The following is a 17,571-nucleotide window of genomic DNA, read 5'->3' as shown; positions in this document are numbered from 1 at the left end:
GGATGCTCGAGCAGTTTGCCTACAGCATTCTCAAAAATAAATCCGCAGGCGTGGCTGCGCGAAGGAAAGCGGCATAGTATGGTTGGGTTGCTCAGGAAAAGGAAGATCAGTAAATATTAACAAAATAGGCCACCAAAACACACATACCTCAACTGTGGAAGCTATTTTCCTTGCAGAATCAGTGCTTACTCTACTTAAGCCCGCTGCACTTAGCGTGGCAGTGCTTTCTTGCAGCTATGGCACACATCATCATTATCGGCGGCGGCATTGGTGGCCTGGCAGCGGCGCATGCGCTACTCCGGCTAGGCCACACAGTGCATGTGTATGAAGCGGCGCCGGAGCTGCGCGAAGTAGGCGCGGGCCTCGTGCTGGGCGCTAATGCTATGCGGGCATTGAGCGAGCTAGGCCTGCACGACGCCATACGCCCCCACGGCGTCCCGGTCACGCGCCTCGACCTGCGCGAGCAGTCGGGCCGCCTGCTGCAAACAGCCGACACGTCGGTTTTCACGCAGCGTCTGGGCTTCGACAACCTGGGCATTCATCGGGCCGAACTGCAGCGGGCATTACTGGCGGAACTGCCAGCCGGCACTGTGCAACTGGGCTGTGCGCTGGAACGATTCGAGGAAGAGGCTACGGGCGTGAAGGTCTGGTTTGCGGATGGCAGCAGCGCCACTGCCGACGCCCTACTGGCCGCCGACGGCATTCACTCGCGTGTGCGCCGGCAGCTCCTGCCATCCGCCACTCCGCGCTATGCCGGCTACACCTGCTGGCGGGCCGTGGCCGATGCGGCATCGTTGGGGCTGCCGGCTGGTGAGTCGTGTGAGGTGTGGGGCAACAGTGGGCGGCGGTTTGGGTACGTGCCGGTTGGTGAGGGGCGCGTGTATTGGTTTGCCTGCCTGAACAGCCCGCAGCCCCACTCCTCCACGTTCCGCGCCTACCACCTAGCGGATCTGCAGCGCGAATTTGCCGGGTTTCCGGCGCCCATTCCGGACCTGCTGCACCTGACCCGCGCCGACCGGCTTCTCTGGAACGACATTCTGGACCTCAGGCCCCTCTCCCACCTCGCCTACGGCCGCGTACTGCTCCTCGGTGATGCCGGCCACGCCACAACGCCCAACCTGGGCCAGGGCGCGGGCATGGCCGTTGAAGATGCCGCCGTGCTGGCCCGGTGCATGGCCGCGCACCCCGCTTTGCCGGCTGCCTTCCGTCGTTTTGAGCAGCGGCGCCTGCCGCGTACTACGCGCATTGTGCGCACTTCCTGGCAGTTGGGCCGCGTTGGGCAGCTCGAAAACCCGCTGCTGACCTCCCTGCGTAATACTGTCATGCGGCTCCTGCCGGCCGCCGTAAGCCGCAGCCAGATGGCCTGGCTTTATGAGGACCTGTAGCCGGCCGGCACTTACGTTGTCAGCTCCTTTTTGGGGCGGTTGGGGTTGGCGGCTTCTTCGGCCTCTTCTTCGTCTTCCTCCTCAAAACCCTCCTTGATTTTCTCAACGGCCTCCACATGGTCGTCGGCATCGGCCTCCTCGGCATTTGCCTCCTGCTCGGCCTTGTCGTGGGGCTCGTAGCTGAGCTTGATGTAGATGGGGAAATGGTCGGACCCGACGTAGGGCAGTCGCTCCATGTCGTCCACCTTGAAATCAGGCGATACAAACACGTGGTCGAGGGGCCAGCGCAGCAGCGAATATTCGGCGTGGAAAGTGGGCAGCAGGCCGCGGCCCACCCGCGGGTCGAGCAGGCCACTGATGCGCCGGAACAGCTCGGACGTGTGCGACCAGGCCACGTCGTTCATGTCGCCGAATACGATGGTGGGCTCTTCGCACTTTTCAATCTCCTTCCCTACCAGCAGCAGCTCCGCGTCGCGCTTGGTGCTGGTTTTGGACTCGGCGGGCGCCGGCGGCTTGGGATGCAGGCCAAACAGGCGGACCCAGGTCTGGCCGTCGCGCAGCTGCACGCGGGTGTGCAGCGAAGGCACATCATCATCGAGCAGGTATTTCACCACACAGTTTTCCAGGGGCAGGCGCGAGAAAAACAGCAGGCCGTAGGTGTTGTCGAGGGGCTCGTGGCAGGTGTAGGGGTGGGTTTGCTCCAGCGGCTTGAGCTGCTCATACCACCACTGGTCCGTTTCGACGGCCATAATAACGTCGGGGTCAATGTCCTGCAGCACGGCCAGCGCCTTGTCGCCCTGCTTGTTGTACTGCAGCACGTTCATCACAGCCAGACTCAGGTGCCGCTCCCCGTCTTTGAGCGTGCTGTCGCCAACCTGCTTGCTGGCCAGACGTGTGTAGGGCATGATGCGGAACCACTGGTACAGCACGGCCCCCAGCAGCGCCCCCAGGGCGCCCAGGCCCCAATAGTCCGGCAGTTCATGCCAGCCCAGCAGCAGCCCGCCCCCAATAGTGACCAGTGCCACGGCCACAATCTGCAGGCGCGGAAAGTCGAATATCCGGATCCACCAGGCCGTTTCTTTCAGCAAAGGCAGCAGCGTAGCCACCAGCGTAGCCACGGTCAGCAGCAGATTCAGGCCATGCAGGAAGGTGAGCCAGAGAGGAAGAGTAGCGAAGTCGGGCACTAGTGGTGTGGTAGGGAGAGAAGGGAGAGCGAGCGGCAGAAACGGGCGGAACTCGGCTTAGTCGTCGCTGAAACCGCCTTTGCGCAATTCCTCAATGGTACGCATAACCTTATCCTTGAGCGAGGTGCGGTACTTTTCCAGTACATCGGCGAGGCGCGCATTGCTCAGGGCCAGCATTTGGGTGGCCAGCACGGCGGCGTTGGTAGCACCTTCCAGCGCCACCGTGGCCACGGGCACCCCGGCCGGCATCTGCAGCATCGACAGGATGGAATCGAGCCCCTGGATGGAAGTAGCCGAGTTGATGGGCACCCCGATAACCGGCAGCGTGGTGAACGAGGCCACCATACCGGGCAGGTGGGCCGCGCCCCCGCCACCCGCAATAATCACGCGCAGGCCGCGCTTACGGGCCGTTTCGGCGTATTCCACGAGGCGGTGCGGCGTGCGGTGAGCCGACACCAGCGTAATTTCATACGTGACCCCGAACTGCCGCAGCAGCTCGGCCGCCGCCGACATGATTTTCAGGTCGGACTGCGAGCCCATGATGATGCCCACCAAAGGCGTATCGGAAGGAGCCGGCGTTTCAGCCGCCGGAGCGGGAGCTGGAAGGATGGTACTCATGGGAGAAAGAGAGAAAACAGGACAGACCTGCCGGGATTGGCTTCTACGCGGCACCGTCGCTACGGTTAATCTGCCAAACATAGCTTTTTCCCTGCTTGCTGATTTTCAAAGGCTCGTACCTTTACTCTCTCCCTCTGCGCGCCCCTATGGAAATTCTGCTCGCCACCTTCACCACGCTGTTCTCGGTCGTGAACCCCTTCGGGGCCATGCCGGTGTTTCTCACCCTCACCGAAGACGATACGCCCGCGCACCGGGGCGCAGTGGCGCTGCGGGCGTGCTTTTATATGGTGGGCGTGCTGATGGTCTCATTTTTCGCGGGGCAGTACGTGCTCAACTTTTTCGGCATCAACATTCACCATCTGCGCATTGCGGGCGGCATCCTGCTCATGCGCTCCGCCTTCGATTTGCTGACGCCCGGCGGCAACCGCGCCAAAGTCTCGGATGCGACGCTGGAGGAAAGCATGCACAAAGAAGACATCAGCTTCACGCCGCTGGCCATGCCCATGCTCTCGGGGCCGGGCTCCATGGCCGTCTGCATCGGCCTGTTCACACAAAAGCTCACCTTCCCCGACATGGGCCTGATTGTGCTGGGCTTCTGCCTGGTAGCGCTGGCGGCTTACATCATCCTGATGTCGTCGTTGCGCCTGACCCGGTTTCTGGGCCGGCCCGGCATGGCAGCGCTGGCCCGCATCATGGGCTTCCTGACGCTGGCCATCGGGGTGAATTTCCTGGCTACGGCTATTGCCGCGCTGTTTCCGGGGCTGAGCCGGTAGAAGTACGGCATCTGCTCACTAGTTTCTAGGAGTCGGCAATAAGTTTGACCAGGATTCAGCGTGCTCAGGCGCAATGCCGAAAGCGGCCTGTTATCTTTGCCGCTCCTATGCTGAAGAACGACCTCCTCCTCCGTGCCGCCCGTGGCGAAGAAACCGAGCGCACTCCTGTATGGCTGATGCGCCAGGCCGGCCGCATCCTGCCCGAATACCGTGCCCTGCGCGCCCGCCTCAGTGGCTTCAAAGAGCTGGTAGAAACCCCCGATCTGGCGGCTGAAGTCACCATTCAGCCCGTAGACGCGCTGGACGTGGACGCCGCCATCATCTTCTCCGACATTCTGGTAGTGCCCGAAGCCATGGGCCTGACCTATGAGATGGTAGAAGCCCGCGGCCCGCTGTTTCCGGAAACCATCAAGTCGGCGCGCGATGTGGAGCGCATGCGCATTGCCGACCCCGAGGAGCACCTGGCCTACGTGCTGGAAGCCATCCGCGTGACCAAGCGTGCCCTGAACGGCCGCGTGCCGCTGATTGGGTTTGCGGGCGCGCCCTGGACTATTCTGGCGTATATGGTGGAGGGCCACGGCTCCAAAACCTTCAGCAAAGCCCGCCGCATGCTCTACCAGGAGCCGGAGCTGGCGCACGCGCTGCTGCGCAAAATCACGGACACTACCATTGCCTACCTGAAAGCGCAGGTGGAAGCCGGAGCCAATATCGTGCAGGTGTTTGATTCATGGGCCGGCATTCTGCCCCCGGCACACTACCAGGAGTTCAGCAGCCGCTACATTGCCGAAATCTGCGCCGCTAGTTCTACGGTGCCCGTTACGGTGTTTGCCAAAGGTGCATTCTGGGCCGTGGAGGACTTCGCGCAGCTCCCTTGCCGCACCATCGGCCTCGACTGGAACCAGGATGCGCGCACCGTGCGTCCGCTCGTGGGCGATAAAACGCTGCAGGGCAACCTCGACCCCTGTGCCCTCTACGGTACGCCCGCGCAGGTGCGCGCCGCCACCATTGCTATGCTCGACCAGTTCGGCCCGTACCGCCACATTGCCAACCTGGGCCACGGCGTGTACCCCGACACCAACCCCGACAACGTGAAGGTGTTCATCGAGACGGTGAAGGAATACAGCCCGAAGCTGCGCGGCTAACCAGAAAACGGGCAACGCGGCCTCGCTGATACTCATGCCATTCAAGCGCCTTTTCCTCTGGGCCAAAGCGCACCGCGTGGCGCTGCTGGCAGCGGGCCTGCTGCTGGCGTGGCTGCCGCTGCTGGCTCTGTGCTTCTACAACCAGCCGTTTCTGTGCGACTTCTCGGTTTCGACGGATGTGCAGACGCATGGGTTGTGGGGCGCGCAGCCGTACCTATTTCTGAACTGGTCGGGGCGCTACTTCACCAATCTGCTGCTGTTCGTGGCTAACCCGCTCAGCTACGGCTGGCTGGAAGGCGTGCAGCTCACGGCCCTTCTGAGCCAGGTGCTGCGGGTGGCGGTGCTGTATGTGGCCGTTCGGGTGTTGGCGGGGAGGCAGATGCGCCGCCGGGAAGCCGCCGTGCTGGCCACCGGTCTGGCGCTGCTGTACGTGGCGCTGGCTCCGTACAAGTTTTCGGCGCTGTACTACTTCACCGAAATAGTAGTGTACCATGTGGCTGCCTGGCTGCTGGTGCTGGTGCCGCTGGCCGTTGAGCGCCTGCACCGGGCACCGCGTGCCGCTGCCCGGAAAGCCTGGGGACTGGCCGCCGGCCTGGGCACCATAGCCGCAGCCGGCGCCAACGAGCTGACCATTATGCTGCTGGGGTTAGTCATGCTGCTAGGCGCCGGCCTCAGCCTGCACCGGCGGCAATGGTTTAGCCTGCGCGTGTGGGTTGGCTTAGGCATTCTTCTGCTGGTTTTTGGCACCCTGTCGGTGCTGGCTCCGGGCAACTCGGCCCGGCAGGAGCTGGATGGCGCACTGGTACCGGCCGCGTCGGTGCAGGAGGCGGCCTCGCGTCTGGCCGTGCTGCTGCGCTACCTGTTTGTGGAGCCTGCCATGCTGGTAATTCCGGTGCTGGTGCTGGTTTTCGGGCCGCTGGCAGTACGAATTCTGCCGGCGCGGCCGCCCGGCCTGCGCTTGCCGCTGTTGCTGGGCGCGGCCGTGTTGGTAGGTGGCGTGGTGCTGGGCACCGTGCCCTATGCGCTGATGTGGGCGCGGGTGCCGCTCATTCCTAGGGCCACGAATATCATGGTGTGGTGGTGGCTGCTGGGCTGGCTGGTAGCAGCATGGGCGAGCCTGCCCACCAACCCGCAGCAGGCGCGCGTCGCGTCGCCCTCGGTTCGGATTCTGCTGAGTCTGGTGCTGGTGGTAGTTATGCTGCAGCCCGCTGCCCGCGCCACCCTCGACCTGCGCCACGATGCGCCGGAGTTTGCCCGGCAGTGGCAGCAGCGCTTCGACAAGCTGTGCCAGGCTGGCCGCCACACGCCGCACACCACCCTGCAACTGGCTCCGCTCCCACCCCTTACCAACCGCCTGCTCTTTATTCCTCCCGATGACGTGTCGCCGATGTGTGGCTTTGGCGTGAATACGCGGCTGGCCGCGTGGTTCGGCGTCGATTCGGTGCGGCTGGCGGTGCCGCAGTAGTCCGCTAGAGCACGCGTTTTTCCTGGGCTTCGGCCAGCAGCAGGCTTTTTTCAATCGGCACTACGCCTACTTGCTCGCACACCAGCCCGCCGCCCAGGTTGGCCAGCGCCGCCGTAACGGGTGCCGGCAGGCCCAGCGCCACGCACAGCGCCGCAATGCTGATAACCGTGTCGCCGGCGCCCGACACGTCGGAGATGCTGCGCAGGTGCGCCGGAATGTAGGTGCGCGTCAGCTCGCCGTTTTCCACGAATACGCCCCGCTCCGAAAGAGTTACCAGCACAATTTCCGGAGTCAGCACCTCGCGCAGCCGGGCCACAGCCGCCTCAAAATCCGGCCGGTCGGCCTCCGTATCCCCAAACTCCAGCTTCAGTCCCTCGCGCAGCTCCTTCAGATTGGGCTTGAACAGCGTGCAGTTGCGGTAGGCCAGAAAGTTCTTTTTCTTCGGATCGACTACCGTGGGAATGCCACGCTGCCGGGCCAGCTGAATGAAGTGCTGAATGCTGGTTTCGCTGAGGACACCTTTGTCGTAGTCCTCGAAAATGACCACATCGGCGCGGCTTAGCAGCAGCTCGAAGCGGGCAGTAAGGTCCGTGTCTTCCGCCGCATTCAGGTCGGTTTCCACTTCCGAGTCGATGCGCAGCAGCTGCTGGCCGTGCGCCAGAATGCGCTGCTTGACGGTGGTGGGGCGGTGCCCGGAACGCACAATGCCTTGGGCGGAAAGGTTGTTGCTTTGCAGCAGCTCCAGCAGCTGGTCGCCGCCCTGGTCCTGGCCTATCACGGCGCATAGCAGTGGCGTAGCGCCCAGCGCCTGCACGTTCAGGGCCACGTTGGCAGCTCCGCCGAGGCGCTGCTCCGTGCGGCTCACATTCACGACCGGCACCGGGGCCTCCGGCGAAAGGCGCGCAGCCTTGCCCCACACGTAGGCATCCATCATCACGTCGCCCACAATCAGCACGGTCAGCTGGTTGAAAGCGGCAAACAGGTCGGGTAGCGAAGCGGGCGGTACGGCGGCAACGGGCATCAGAGCGGGTTCAGGGGAAGAAGCCGCAAAGGTAAACCGCAGACCGCAATGATGCCTGCTGCTGCCCACGCCGCACCCGGCCCCACGCAAAAAAGCCCCGGCAAGAGGTATATCCTCGCTCGGGGCCCTGTTGTACGCTTCTGCGGAAACTATTGCAGCTTCGCCAGGCAGTTTTTGATGCGGATGAAGGCTTCGCGCAGCTTTTCATCGGCGGCGGCAGTGCTGAACCGCATGCAGTTCGGTGCCCCGAAAGCAGCCCCGTCCACGGCTGCTACGTGCCCATCGTTGAGCATGAACATGGCCAGGTCCGAGGCCGTGCCGATAACGTCGCCGCTGGGCGTGGTTTTGCCGAAATAGCCCGACACATCAGGAAAAACGTAGAAAGCCCCGCTGGGAGTTGGCGTGCGGAAGCCCGGAATATCCTGGCACAGCGCCAGCACCAGGTCGCGGCGGCGGCGGTAGGCGGCCACCATTTCGTCGGCGGAGCTGCGGCCGCCCTGCAGCGCCGCCAGCGCCGCCCGCTGCGTGATGGAGCAGGTACCGGACGTAATCTGGCTCTGCATCTTCTCGCAGGCACTGGCAATTTCCCGGCGGGCCGCCAGGTAGCCAATGCGCCAGCCCGTCATGGCGTAGCCCTTGGAGAAGCCGTTCACGGTGATTACCCGGTCCTTGATGGCGGGGAACTGCGCCATGCTCACATGCTCGCCCACGAAATTGATGTACTCGTAAATCTCATCGGCCAGTACATGCACCTGCGGATAGCGGGCTACCACCTCGGCAATGGCCGCCAGCTCTTCCCGCGAGAATACCGAGCCGGTGGGGTTGCAGGGCGAAGAGTACATGATGAGCTTGGTGCGGGGCGTAATGGCTGCTTCCAGCTCCTGCGCCGTCACTTTGAAGTCGTTTTCCAGCGTCCCCATCAGCGTGACGGTGGTGCCTTCGGCCAGCCGCACCATTTCCTCGTAGCTCACCCAGTAGGGCGCAAACACAATCACCTCGTCGCCGGGATTTATCAGGCTGAGCACGGCGTTGGCCAGCGCCTGCTTGGCGCCGGTGCTCACCACAATGTTTTCGGGCTTGTAGTCGAGCTGGTTGTCGCGCTGCAGCTTGTCGCAGATGGCCTGGCGCAGGTCGGGGTAGCCGGGCACGGGCGTGTAGAACGTGAAGCCGTCGTCGAGGGCTTTTTTGGCGGCGTCCTTGATGTATTGCGGGGTCTGAAAGTCAGGCTCTCCGAAGCTCAGGCTGATAACATCTACGCCCTGCGCGGCCAGTTCCCGGGCTTTTTTGGCCATGGCAATAGTCTGCGACTCCTGCATGGCATTGATTCGGTCAGACAGTACGGAAGACGTGAGCGTGGTAGCGTCGGGCATGGGAATTAGGGAAGTGGAAAGGGGCGAAAGTAAAAGTACGGGAGTGGCGCGAAAGTCTTTCGGAGGGGCAGAAACAGGCTCAGGGCACTACTCCTGGCCCAGCCAGCGGAAGCGGCGCAGCAGAATGCGCAGGTCGGTGCCGGGCTCATAGTCTTTGGCATAAAGCAGCTCCAGGCGGCGGCGTGTAGCAGCCGTGAGGGGCGCGGCGGCCTGGGCCACATCGGCCGGCGACAGGATAGCGCGGGCCAGCCGCTGCGGTGCGGCCGCGTAGCGCAGGCCCACCCAGGTGCGGGAGCCGGTCAGCACGCGCAGGCAGTTGCGCAAAAAGCCGCCTTTCTGCTGCTGCAGCCACAGCAGCAGCGGCGCGCCCAGCAGCAGCAGCAGGCTGGTCACAATATCAAGTAGCCGCTTGTTGCGCACCTGCTCGGGCCGAAACAGGTTGAGGGTAATATCGAGCGTGTAATAGTCGCCGGGCGAGTCTTTGGAAGAGCTGCCGATGATGTACTCGCTGTCCTGGGGCAGAATTTTGAAAGCTACGGGCGGCTGTTGCGGCAAACTCACCATGAGGCTGATGATCTGGCTGGCCGACAGGTCGCGGCCGCAGAAAATCAGCTCATCCAAGGCATAGATGCGGATAATTTCGTCCAGCTGCCGCACTTCGCCCAGCAGATCATCGGGTGAGGCGGCTACCATCGGTTCGGGTTCCAGCAGCGCCGTAGCGGCCGCACCGTAGCCAGCCGGATACACAGAAGCCGGCGCAGGCTCAGCGGCCCTGGTAGGCGCTGCTTCCTGTTCCTGCGGCGTGATATAGCCGATGATGCGGGCCTGCACCGCGGCCTGTTCCAGCAGATGGCGTACCCGCTGGCTCTCAGCCGAGGAACCCACAATAGCCACGTTTTTCTGCCGGCGCTCCGAGAGGCGCAAGTCGCGGTAGCGCAGGAAATGCGCCACCAGCCGCCGCCCCACCAACGCCATTACGGCCCACACGCCCCCCAGAATGATCAGCGCTTTCGAGAAGCGCCAGGCATCGAAGAAGTTGCTGATGGCCGAAATCAGGACCGTGCCCACGAAGATGCCGCGCACGATGCGGGCGGTTTTGGTGGGCTTGTCGTAGGCGCCGCTGAGGTAGGCCGCGCTCAGCCACACGGCAATATAGGCCGGCACCGCCAGCAGCATAAACTGCGGCGGGTAGGCTGTGGGCACGTATTTGTGGTTCTGCTCCCAGTAGGTTTTCAGAAAATACATGCCGCCGTAAATCAGGCCGGCATCCAGCAGTACGGGAGCCGCCTGGGTGAGCAGCCGCTCGGCTACGGCCGCACCGGCCCGCAGCCAGATAGCCGCGTTGATCAGCAGCGAGAAGGTGCCGGCCCGGCCCGGCGCAAAGTGCTTCTGCGCGAAAATCACCATGGCCCGGTAGAACACGAACACATAGTTCACGCTCGTGCGCTTGGTGCTTTCCCCCTTGTAATGGATGATGCGCGTGGTGGGCAGGTAGTGGTTTTGCCAGCCGCCCTGCGTGATACGGTACGACAGATCAATGTCCTCGCCGTACATAAAGTAGTCTTCATCGAGCAGGCCCACCTGGTCGAGGGTGGCTTTGCGCATGAGCATGAAGGCCCCGCTCAGCACTTCTATTTCGTGGGTCTGGTCTTTGTCGAGGAAGCCGAGGTGGTAGCGCCCGAACCGGCGTGACCTGGGAAACAGCTTGGCCAGCCCGAAAATCTTGTAGAAGGCTACCCACGGCGTAGGCAGGCCGCGCTTGCTTTCCGGCAGAAACTTGCCCTGCCCGTCCAGCATCTTCACCCCCAGCCCGCCCGTGTTGGGGTGCGCGTCCATGAACTCGCAGCAGATGCGGAACGTGTCCTCCTCCACTACCGTATCGGGGTTCAGCAGCAGCTGATACTCTCCTGTGGCAATGCGCAGGGCCTGGTTGTTGGCCTTCGAGAAGCCCGGATTGTCCTTGTTTTCGATGAGAATAACTTCCGGGAACCGGGCCTTCACCATGGCCACGGAGCCATCCACGGAGTTATTATCCACCACAAATACCTCCACCGGCTGCCCCAGCTTCTCCACCGCCCGCCGCACCGACAGCAGCGCCTGCTCCAGAAAGTAGCAGACATTGTAGTTGACAATGACAACGGAAAGCTTCACAGGGAGCGGCAGCGCGGACGGGTGGGTAGAAAGAGCGAAAGTTACGGAGTACCGCCGTTATTGCGCATACCCGCGCCACACCAGTCTGCCGGTGGGCATCCTTATAAAGGAACCAGCCCCCGCTACATGTGTCGTAGCGGGGGCTGGTTGTTGCGTGCAGGGCTACTCAGCCAGGAAAACAGCTTCTGTCTGGCTCCCAGCTACCGTGCCTGGCGCTGGCGCTCCACAATGCTGCGGCCCAGCGTAATTTCGTCGGCGTATTCCAGCTCGCCGCCCATCGGAATGCCGCGGGCAATGGTGCTGATGTGCACGCCTTCGAAGTCGCGGAGCTTGCGCGAAAGGTAGAAAGCGGTGGTGTCGCCTTCCATGGTGGGACTGATGGCGAGGATAACTTCCTTGATTTCCGAATCCGGCGTGCCCATACGCTCCACCAGACTCTCAATCTGCAGGTCGCTGGGACCTACGCCCTCAATGGGCGAGATGACGCCGCCCAGCACATGGTAGGTGCCCTGGTACTGGCCGGTATTCTCGATGGCAATAACGTCGCGGATATCGGACACTACGCACACAGTGCTATGGTCGCGGAGCTTATTGGCGCAGATGGTGCACTCCGGCGTATCGGAAATGTTGTAGCAGGTGTCGCAATAGCGGATTTCGAAGCGCATCTTGGCCAGCGCTTCTGCCAGCGTAGCCGTGGTGTCGGCTTCGGCCTTGAGCAGGTGCAGCGCCAGGCGCAGGGCCGTTTTCTTGCCCACGCCCGGCAGCTTCGACAGCTCACCAACGGCGTTTTCTATCAGTTTGGAAGGAAATTCCATTCAGTCAGGAAGTAGTAAAAAAAGAACTGCCAGCCGACGTGGCCGCACAGAACTCAAGACCGGAAATACGTTCTGTTGAAACAACAAAAGCAGTCTAATAAGTCCTTTGCGGCGGGCCGGATGGCAGCTTTTTTTGGCAACCGAAAAGTTACAGGATATCGGCCGAGATGCCCCGGTCGTGGATAGCGGAGCACATGCCGGCCAGTTCATCAAACGAGCCGTGCTTCACGGTGCACTGGCCCTTATAATGGATCAGCAGGGTGCACTGCTCGGCCTGTTCCGGCTCGTGGCCGCACACATCAATCAGGGTTTTGATAACGTGGTCGAACGTATTCACGTCGTCGTTGTACACGATTAAGTCGCGCACGTCGGTCGTTTCTTCCAGGAGCAGAACGTCCTCGTCGTACTCGATTTGCGGTTTGCTGTTCATGGCACAAAAATACGGAAAAACGAACAGAAAGCCGGATTTCACTTGCCCGGCCGGCCTGCTATAACCCCTTGAGCGCATGAATCGTTTCGGACTGCAGCAGGAAAAAACCGGGCGTTGCAACCGCCACGCCGCCACGCTGTCGTTGGTTGCGGCACGAGCGCACAGCTCCCGGAAACTGCCGTAATTTCGGCTTTCGTTTCTTTCTTCTTTTCCACTTCATGCTTCACTCCTCCCCTCGCCGGCCGCTGCTTTCCGTGCTGCTGGTGCTTTTGTTGGCGCAACTGCCGGCCCTGGCCCAGCAGAAGCGCCTGACCATGGAAGATGCCTTCCTCAACCGCAGTCTGCAACCCGAAAACCTGCGCCAGCTTTCCTGGATTCCGGGCTCCAAAGACGAGTACAGCTACCTGCGCACGGTGGGCGGGCAGGACGAAATAGTGCGCGGCACGGCCGGCGGCCAGGTTACGGCCGTGGTATCGTTGGGCGAGCTGGGCCAGGCGCTGCAGGCGGCCGGCGCCCCGGCCGTCAAGGCTTCGGCGTTTCCGGCCGTAACGTGGGCGAATCCGCAGAGTCTGCTCGTTACGCGCATCAATAAGGTGTACCGCCTGGATGCCGCCACCAAGCAGGCCAGCGTACTGTTTGGCTACGACCAAGCCGCCGAAAACGTGGAAATGGACCCCACCAAAACCCGCGTTGCTTTCACCAAAGACCAGAATCTGTACATCTCGGCGGCCGGCCGCGAAAACGAGGCCGTGACCACCGAAACCAACCCGGGCATTGTGAACGGGCAGGCGGCGCACCGCTCGGAATTCGGCATCACGAAGGGCACGTTCTGGAGCCCCGGCGGCGGCAAGCTGGCCTACTACCGCATGGACCAGACCATGGTGACGGACTACCCGCTGGTGGACGTTTCGGCCACGCCGGCGCAGCAGAAAGCCATCAAATACCCCATGGCCGGCGACAAAAGCCACGAGGTGACGGTGGGCGTGTATGACCTGGCAGCCCGCAAAACGGTGTTTCTGCAAACCGGCGAGCCCAAGGAGCAGTACCTGACCAACATCAGCTGGAGCCCCGACGAGAAAAGCATCTACGTGGCCGTGCTCAACCGGGGCCAGAACCACCTGAAGCTGAACCAGTACGATGCCGGCACCGGCGCCTTCGTGAAGACGCTGTTCGAGGAGAAAGACGACAAAACGTTTGTGGAGCCGCTGCACGAGTTGAAGTTCGTGCCCGGCAAGCCCGACCAGTTTCTGTGGCGCAGCCAGCGCGACGGCTACGAGCATATCTACCTCTACAGCACCAGCGGCAAGCTGCTGCGCCAGCTCACGAAAGGCCCCTGGCAGGTGACCGACGTGCTGGGCTTTGCCGATAACAACCGCGAAATCGTGTTTCAGAGCACGGCTGCCAGCCCCATGCAGCGGCGCGTGTACGCCGTGAAGCTCAGCGGTGGCAAAATGCGCGACATCACGCGCGAGGCCGGTACGCACACGGCCATGCTCAGCCCCAGCGGCCAGCGCCTGCTCGACGTGTTCAGCAACGCCACTACGCCGCGCGTTATCCGCACGCTGAGCGTAGCCGATGGCAAAACCAGCCAGACGCTTCTCACGGCCCTCAATCCGCTGACGGAATATCAACTCGGCGAAACCAAGCTCGTGACCATCAAAGCCGCCGACGGCAGCACTGACCTCTACGGCCGCCTCATCACGCCGCCCAACTTCGACCCGGCCAGGAAATACCCGACGGTGGTGTACCTCTACGGCGGCCCGCACGTGCAGCTCGTAACGGACTCGTGGCTGGGCGGCTCCAACCTCTGGATGCAGCTGATGGCCCAGAAAGGCTACGTGGTGTTCACCGTCGATTCGCGGGGCTCAGGCAACCGGGGCTCGGCGTTTGAGCGCGCCACGTTCCGGCAACTGGGTACCCAGGAAATGGCCGACCAGCTCAAGGGCGTTGACTACCTCAAAACCCTGCCCTACGTCGACCAGGCCCGCATGGGCGTGCACGGCTGGAGCTTCGGCGGCTTCATGACCACCACGCTGATGACGCGCAGCCCCGGCACCTTCAAGGTGGGTGTGGGCGGCGGCCCGGTGATTGACTGGCGCCTGTATGAAATCATGTACACGGAGCGCTACATGGACACGCCCCAGGAAAACCCCGAAGGCTACGAAAAGGCCAACCTGCTCAACTACGTGGATAAGCTGCAGGGCAAACTTCTGCTCATTCATGGCACCGTGGATGATGTGGTGGTGTGGCAGCACAGCCTCAACTACCTGAAAACCGCCGTGGACAAGGGCGTGCAGCTCGACTACTTCGTGTACCCCGGCCACCCGCACAACGTGGGCGGCAAAGACCGGGTGCACCTCTACAATAAAATCACGCAGTACTTCGACGAGCAGCTGTAACGCTTGCATGTGCGGGCAGCAAAAAGCCAGTGGCCGCCGCGCCAGTGGCTTTTTGTTTGTCCCGGCTGCGCGCCTGTTGTACCGGCCCGCCAGGCTATCGGCTTCAAAAAACGGCCTGCGCGCCTCATCCAAATCCGGGCTGCTGCGTTTCTAGCTCTACTTTCCGCTTCTCATCCGTAGCTCCGCGCTTCCTATGCCTGTTCCGTCCGCCGAATTCAAGAAAGCTCTCAAACGCCTGCCCGACGCCGAAAAGGAGAAGCTGCTGCTGCGCGCCGTGCGCCGCGACGCAGAGCTCTACGAAACGCTCGTGTTTGAGCTGCTCCCGGATGTGACGACCGAGCAGGTCTACGAGCAGGCCTCCGACCGGATCCATGAGCTGTTCAACGTGGCCGTGACGGGCCGGCTGCTCAACCGCAGCCTCAACAAAGCGCTGGGCAAAGCCGTGAAAGAAACCGCCCGCGCCCGGCGCATCACCAAAGACAAGCGCTTGGAAATCGACCTGAACCTGTACGCGCTGCGCCTGATCTTCGACAACTACACCGGCCAGTTCGATTCGCCGTACGCGGGCTTTTTCACCAGCACGGCCCGCCTAACGGCCCGCACCGCGCAGCTGGTGCGCACGGCCCTGCACGAAGACCTGTGGCTGGAATACAAGCCGGAGCTCGACGATTTCCTGGCGCAGCTGCACGGCCGCAGCAAAAGTCGCAGCCTGAAATTTGAGTTGCCGCGCGAGCTGGTGCTGCCGGATTAATGGTTTCTTGCGGGAAATATCGGTTGTATGATTTTCCTGCGCTTCGCCTCGGCGGCTCTGGTGCTTTGCGGCGCCACCGCCTGTTCCGAAACCCCTGCCCGCCGTCCGGCTTCCGCCGCCGAAACTACTCCGCCCGACACAGCCGCCGTGCAAAAAGCCGCGCAGGAGTACCGGGTGCACTACAATACGCCCCTCAGCCTCGACAGCACCGATTTCTACTACCAGCCGGTTTCGGTGGTAGCACAAGACGCGGGCGGCCGCAGCCGCATTCTTTCCAGCAGTTCCTACAGCAGCGACTCTGAAGGCAACAGTGGCATAGAAGGCACCTGCTACAACGTGCTTTTCTTTCAGAAATCCGGGCGGCAGGAACACGCACTGCTACCGCACGGCCGGTTCGTCATCACGGAAATAGATGCCGAGAAAAAGCCGGATGTGCGGTGGCCGTACCTGTTCTACACCTTCATCAAGGCCGATACCAACGCTGACCGCGACCAGGACGGTGAAGATGCCAGCGCCCTGTTCGTGTCGGACCGCAGTGGGCGGCAGCTCCGGCAGCTCACCCCCGATGGCACCCGCCTGGAAAGCCGCTCCATCCTGCCCAAAACCAGTATTCTGCTGGTTGAAGTCTGGCCGGATACGAACAAGGACCGGGCCTTCACGCATGCCGACGGCACCTACTGGCTCCGCTTCGACCTGGCCAACCTCACGGCACCGCCCGTCCGCCAGCCCACCGCAGCCCTGGCCGAAGCGCTGCACCAGCAGATGCTGCTGCGGCAGGCCAGACACGGCAACTAACACAACCGCACAAAAAAGCCCCACCGAAATGCTCGGTGGGGCTTTTCACTGAATGAGAGTTCATCCATTCATCATTCAGCGGCAATCAGATCTACTGCTTGGCTACTACGTTGAAGCTCAGCGAGAAATCGTCGTAGATGGCTTTGTCGCCGATGCCTTCGAAGAAGGATTTCGAGCCATATTTGATGTCGAACTTGGTCCGGTCGATGGTAGCAGTGCCGCTGGCCGAAGCCAGGCCGCCTTTCACACCCGTTTTGGCCGGGAACGTGATAGACTGCGTGATGCCTTTGATGGTCAGGTCGCCGGTGATGGTGGCGTTGTTGCCGGCCGCATCAGCCTTTTTCAGCGGCGTCACTTTCGTGATTTTGAAGGTCGAGGTAGGGTTCTTGTCGATGCTGAAGAAGTCTTCGGAACGCAGGTGGCCCACCAGTTTGCCGTTGGTGTCGGCATCCTTAATGTCGGTTACTTTCAGCGTGTTCATGTCAACCACGAACGTGCCGCCCACAATCTGATTGCCGCGCACCAGTACGCTGCCGTCTTTGAACTGCACATTGCCATCGTGCTGGCCGGTTACTTTTTTCCCAACCCAGCCCAGGGTGCTCAGCTGCGGCTGCACTTTGTAGGTTTTGTCGGCAGCTTTCTGGGTGCTGGCGGCTTTGGCAGCAGCAGGATTGCCGGCGTACACGGGAGCGGCGAGCAGCGAAACGGCCAACAGGGCAGGAACAAGGATTTTTTTCATGGTATGTGAAATGTGGAGTGAGTAAGTGCGGTTGAGAAGCTGAAAACCGTCAGCCACGGATTTTATCGAGCAGGACGCTGAGCTGCGCCGCTTCTTCTTCGGAGAGATGCTGCAAGCCGGTAGGGTTCTGCGCCATGGCCACATCCATCTGGCTAAGCAATTCCAGGCCGGCATCCGTAATGCGGATGTCCACGGCCCGGCGGTTGCTGGGGCACACTTTACGCGTCACCAGCGCCTTGCTCTCCAGCTTATCGACGATGCGGGAAGCATTGCTGGTTTTATCCAGCATCCGCTCGATGAGTAGGTTGACGGTAGCCGGCTTGGGATGCTGGCCGCGCAGAATGCGCAGGATGTTGAACTGCGGCAATGTGACACCGAAAGGCTTGAAAGCCGCCGCCTGCCGCTGCTCCAGCCAGCCGGCCGTGTACAGCAGATTGATGTACGCCTTCTGATAAGCGTCGCGGAAAGTAGGCTGCTTGATTTCGTCTTCGATTTTCATAACCTGCATAAGCTACTGCGGTAATGCGCTGCAA

Annotated in this window: 16 protein-coding genes; 7 read left to right on the top strand and 9 right to left on the bottom strand. The window is 62.0% G+C overall.

Translation table 11 applies throughout. The annotated features are described in order from the left end of the window. Positions 1-236: 236 nt before the first annotated feature. Complete coding sequence (locus BUE15_RS14130) at positions 237-1,385, top strand: FAD-dependent monooxygenase (protein ID WP_073286293.1); 1,149 nt, start codon at positions 237-239, stop codon at positions 1,383-1,385. Positions 1,386-1,396: 11 nt separating this feature from the next. On the opposite strand, the gene BUE15_RS14125 is transcribed toward BUE15_RS14130, so the two are convergent. Both BUE15_RS14125 and purE read right to left on the bottom strand, forming a co-directional pair. Continuing rightward, positions 1,397-2,569, bottom strand: coding sequence for an endonuclease/exonuclease/phosphatase family protein (locus tag BUE15_RS14125; RefSeq protein ID WP_073286291.1), 1,173 nt, complete (start codon positions 2,567-2,569; stop codon positions 1,397-1,399). 57 nt (positions 2,570-2,626) lie between these two features. Continuing rightward, positions 2,627-3,109 (bottom strand): 5-(carboxyamino)imidazole ribonucleotide mutase, encoded by a 483-nt coding sequence (gene purE / locus BUE15_RS14120; protein WP_073286402.1) that lies wholly within the window; start codon positions 3,107-3,109, stop codon positions 2,627-2,629. Positions 3,110-3,333: 224 nt separating this feature from the next. On the opposite strand from purE, the gene BUE15_RS14115 reads away from it, so the two are divergent. The 3 genes from BUE15_RS14115 (at position 3,334) to BUE15_RS14105 (ending at position 6,567) form a co-directional block, all read left to right on the top strand. Beyond that, positions 3,334-3,960, top strand: coding sequence for a MarC family protein (locus BUE15_RS14115; protein WP_073286400.1), 627 nt, complete (start codon positions 3,334-3,336; stop codon positions 3,958-3,960). Between the two features lie 107 nt (positions 3,961-4,067). Further along, positions 4,068-5,102, top strand: a complete 1,035-nt coding sequence (gene hemE, locus BUE15_RS14110) for a uroporphyrinogen decarboxylase (RefSeq protein WP_073286288.1) — start codon at positions 4,068-4,070, stop codon at positions 5,100-5,102. A 34-nt stretch (positions 5,103-5,136) separates the two neighbouring features. Then, positions 5,137-6,567 (top strand): hypothetical protein, encoded by a 1,431-nt coding sequence (locus BUE15_RS14105; protein WP_073286285.1) that lies wholly within the window; start codon positions 5,137-5,139, stop codon positions 6,565-6,567. 4 nt (positions 6,568-6,571) lie between these two features. Here the strand turns inward: BUE15_RS14105 and BUE15_RS14100 are convergent, their stop codons facing one another. From BUE15_RS14100 to BUE15_RS14080, 5 genes are all read right to left on the bottom strand, one after another. Further along, complete coding sequence (locus BUE15_RS14100; RefSeq protein WP_073286282.1) at positions 6,572-7,588, bottom strand: bifunctional heptose 7-phosphate kinase/heptose 1-phosphate adenyltransferase; 1,017 nt, start codon at positions 7,586-7,588, stop codon at positions 6,572-6,574. A 149-nt stretch (positions 7,589-7,737) separates the two neighbouring features. Beyond that, complete coding sequence (locus BUE15_RS14095) at positions 7,738-8,958, bottom strand: pyridoxal phosphate-dependent aminotransferase (RefSeq protein WP_073286279.1); 1,221 nt, start codon at positions 8,956-8,958, stop codon at positions 7,738-7,740. An 87-nt stretch (positions 8,959-9,045) separates the two neighbouring features. After that, the gene (locus BUE15_RS14090) at positions 9,046-11,109 is read right to left on the bottom strand and encodes a glycosyltransferase family 2 protein (RefSeq protein WP_073286276.1); all 2,064 of its coding nucleotides are present in this window, start codon (positions 11,107-11,109) and stop codon (positions 9,046-9,048) included. A gap of 200 nt (positions 11,110-11,309) precedes the next feature. Continuing rightward, the gene (gene recR / locus BUE15_RS14085; RefSeq protein WP_073286273.1) at positions 11,310-11,924 is read right to left on the bottom strand and encodes a recombination mediator RecR; all 615 of its coding nucleotides are present in this window, start codon (positions 11,922-11,924) and stop codon (positions 11,310-11,312) included. 148 nt (positions 11,925-12,072) lie between these two features. Then, the gene (locus tag BUE15_RS14080; RefSeq protein WP_073286270.1) at positions 12,073-12,354 is read right to left on the bottom strand and encodes an ATP-dependent Clp protease adaptor ClpS; all 282 of its coding nucleotides are present in this window, start codon (positions 12,352-12,354) and stop codon (positions 12,073-12,075) included. A 218-nt stretch (positions 12,355-12,572) separates the two neighbouring features. Between BUE15_RS14080 and BUE15_RS14075 the strand changes: the two genes are divergently transcribed. The 3 genes from BUE15_RS14075 (at position 12,573) to BUE15_RS14065 (ending at position 16,299) form a co-directional block, all read left to right on the top strand. Beyond that, the gene (locus BUE15_RS14075; RefSeq protein WP_073286267.1) at positions 12,573-14,753 is read left to right on the top strand and encodes a S9 family peptidase; all 2,181 of its coding nucleotides are present in this window, start codon (positions 12,573-12,575) and stop codon (positions 14,751-14,753) included. 193 nt (positions 14,754-14,946) lie between these two features. After that, positions 14,947-15,504, top strand: coding sequence for a hypothetical protein (locus BUE15_RS14070; RefSeq protein ID WP_073286265.1), 558 nt, complete (start codon positions 14,947-14,949; stop codon positions 15,502-15,504). 27 nt (positions 15,505-15,531) lie between these two features. Then, positions 15,532-16,299 carry a hypothetical protein gene (locus tag BUE15_RS14065; protein ID WP_073286262.1) on the top strand — a complete coding sequence of 256 codons (768 nt, stop codon included), beginning with the start codon at positions 15,532-15,534 and terminating at the stop codon, positions 16,297-16,299. Positions 16,300-16,390: 91 nt separating this feature from the next. On the opposite strand, the gene BUE15_RS14060 is transcribed toward BUE15_RS14065, so the two are convergent. Then, positions 16,391-17,038 (bottom strand): YceI family protein, encoded by a 648-nt coding sequence (locus BUE15_RS14060; protein ID WP_073286259.1) that lies wholly within the window; start codon positions 17,036-17,038, stop codon positions 16,391-16,393. 49 nt (positions 17,039-17,087) lie between these two features. Continuing rightward, positions 17,088-17,537 (bottom strand): MarR family winged helix-turn-helix transcriptional regulator, encoded by a 450-nt coding sequence (locus BUE15_RS14055; protein ID WP_073286397.1) that lies wholly within the window; start codon positions 17,535-17,537, stop codon positions 17,088-17,090. Positions 17,538-17,571 lie beyond the last annotated feature (34 nt).

The sequence above is a fragment of the Hymenobacter psychrotolerans DSM 18569 genome (assembly GCF_900142395.1).
Lineage (GTDB): Bacteria > Bacteroidota > Bacteroidia > Cytophagales > Hymenobacteraceae > Hymenobacter > Hymenobacter psychrotolerans.
Note: the sequence above shows the minus strand (reverse complement) of the source record. Positions and strands in the feature narration are given on the sequence as shown.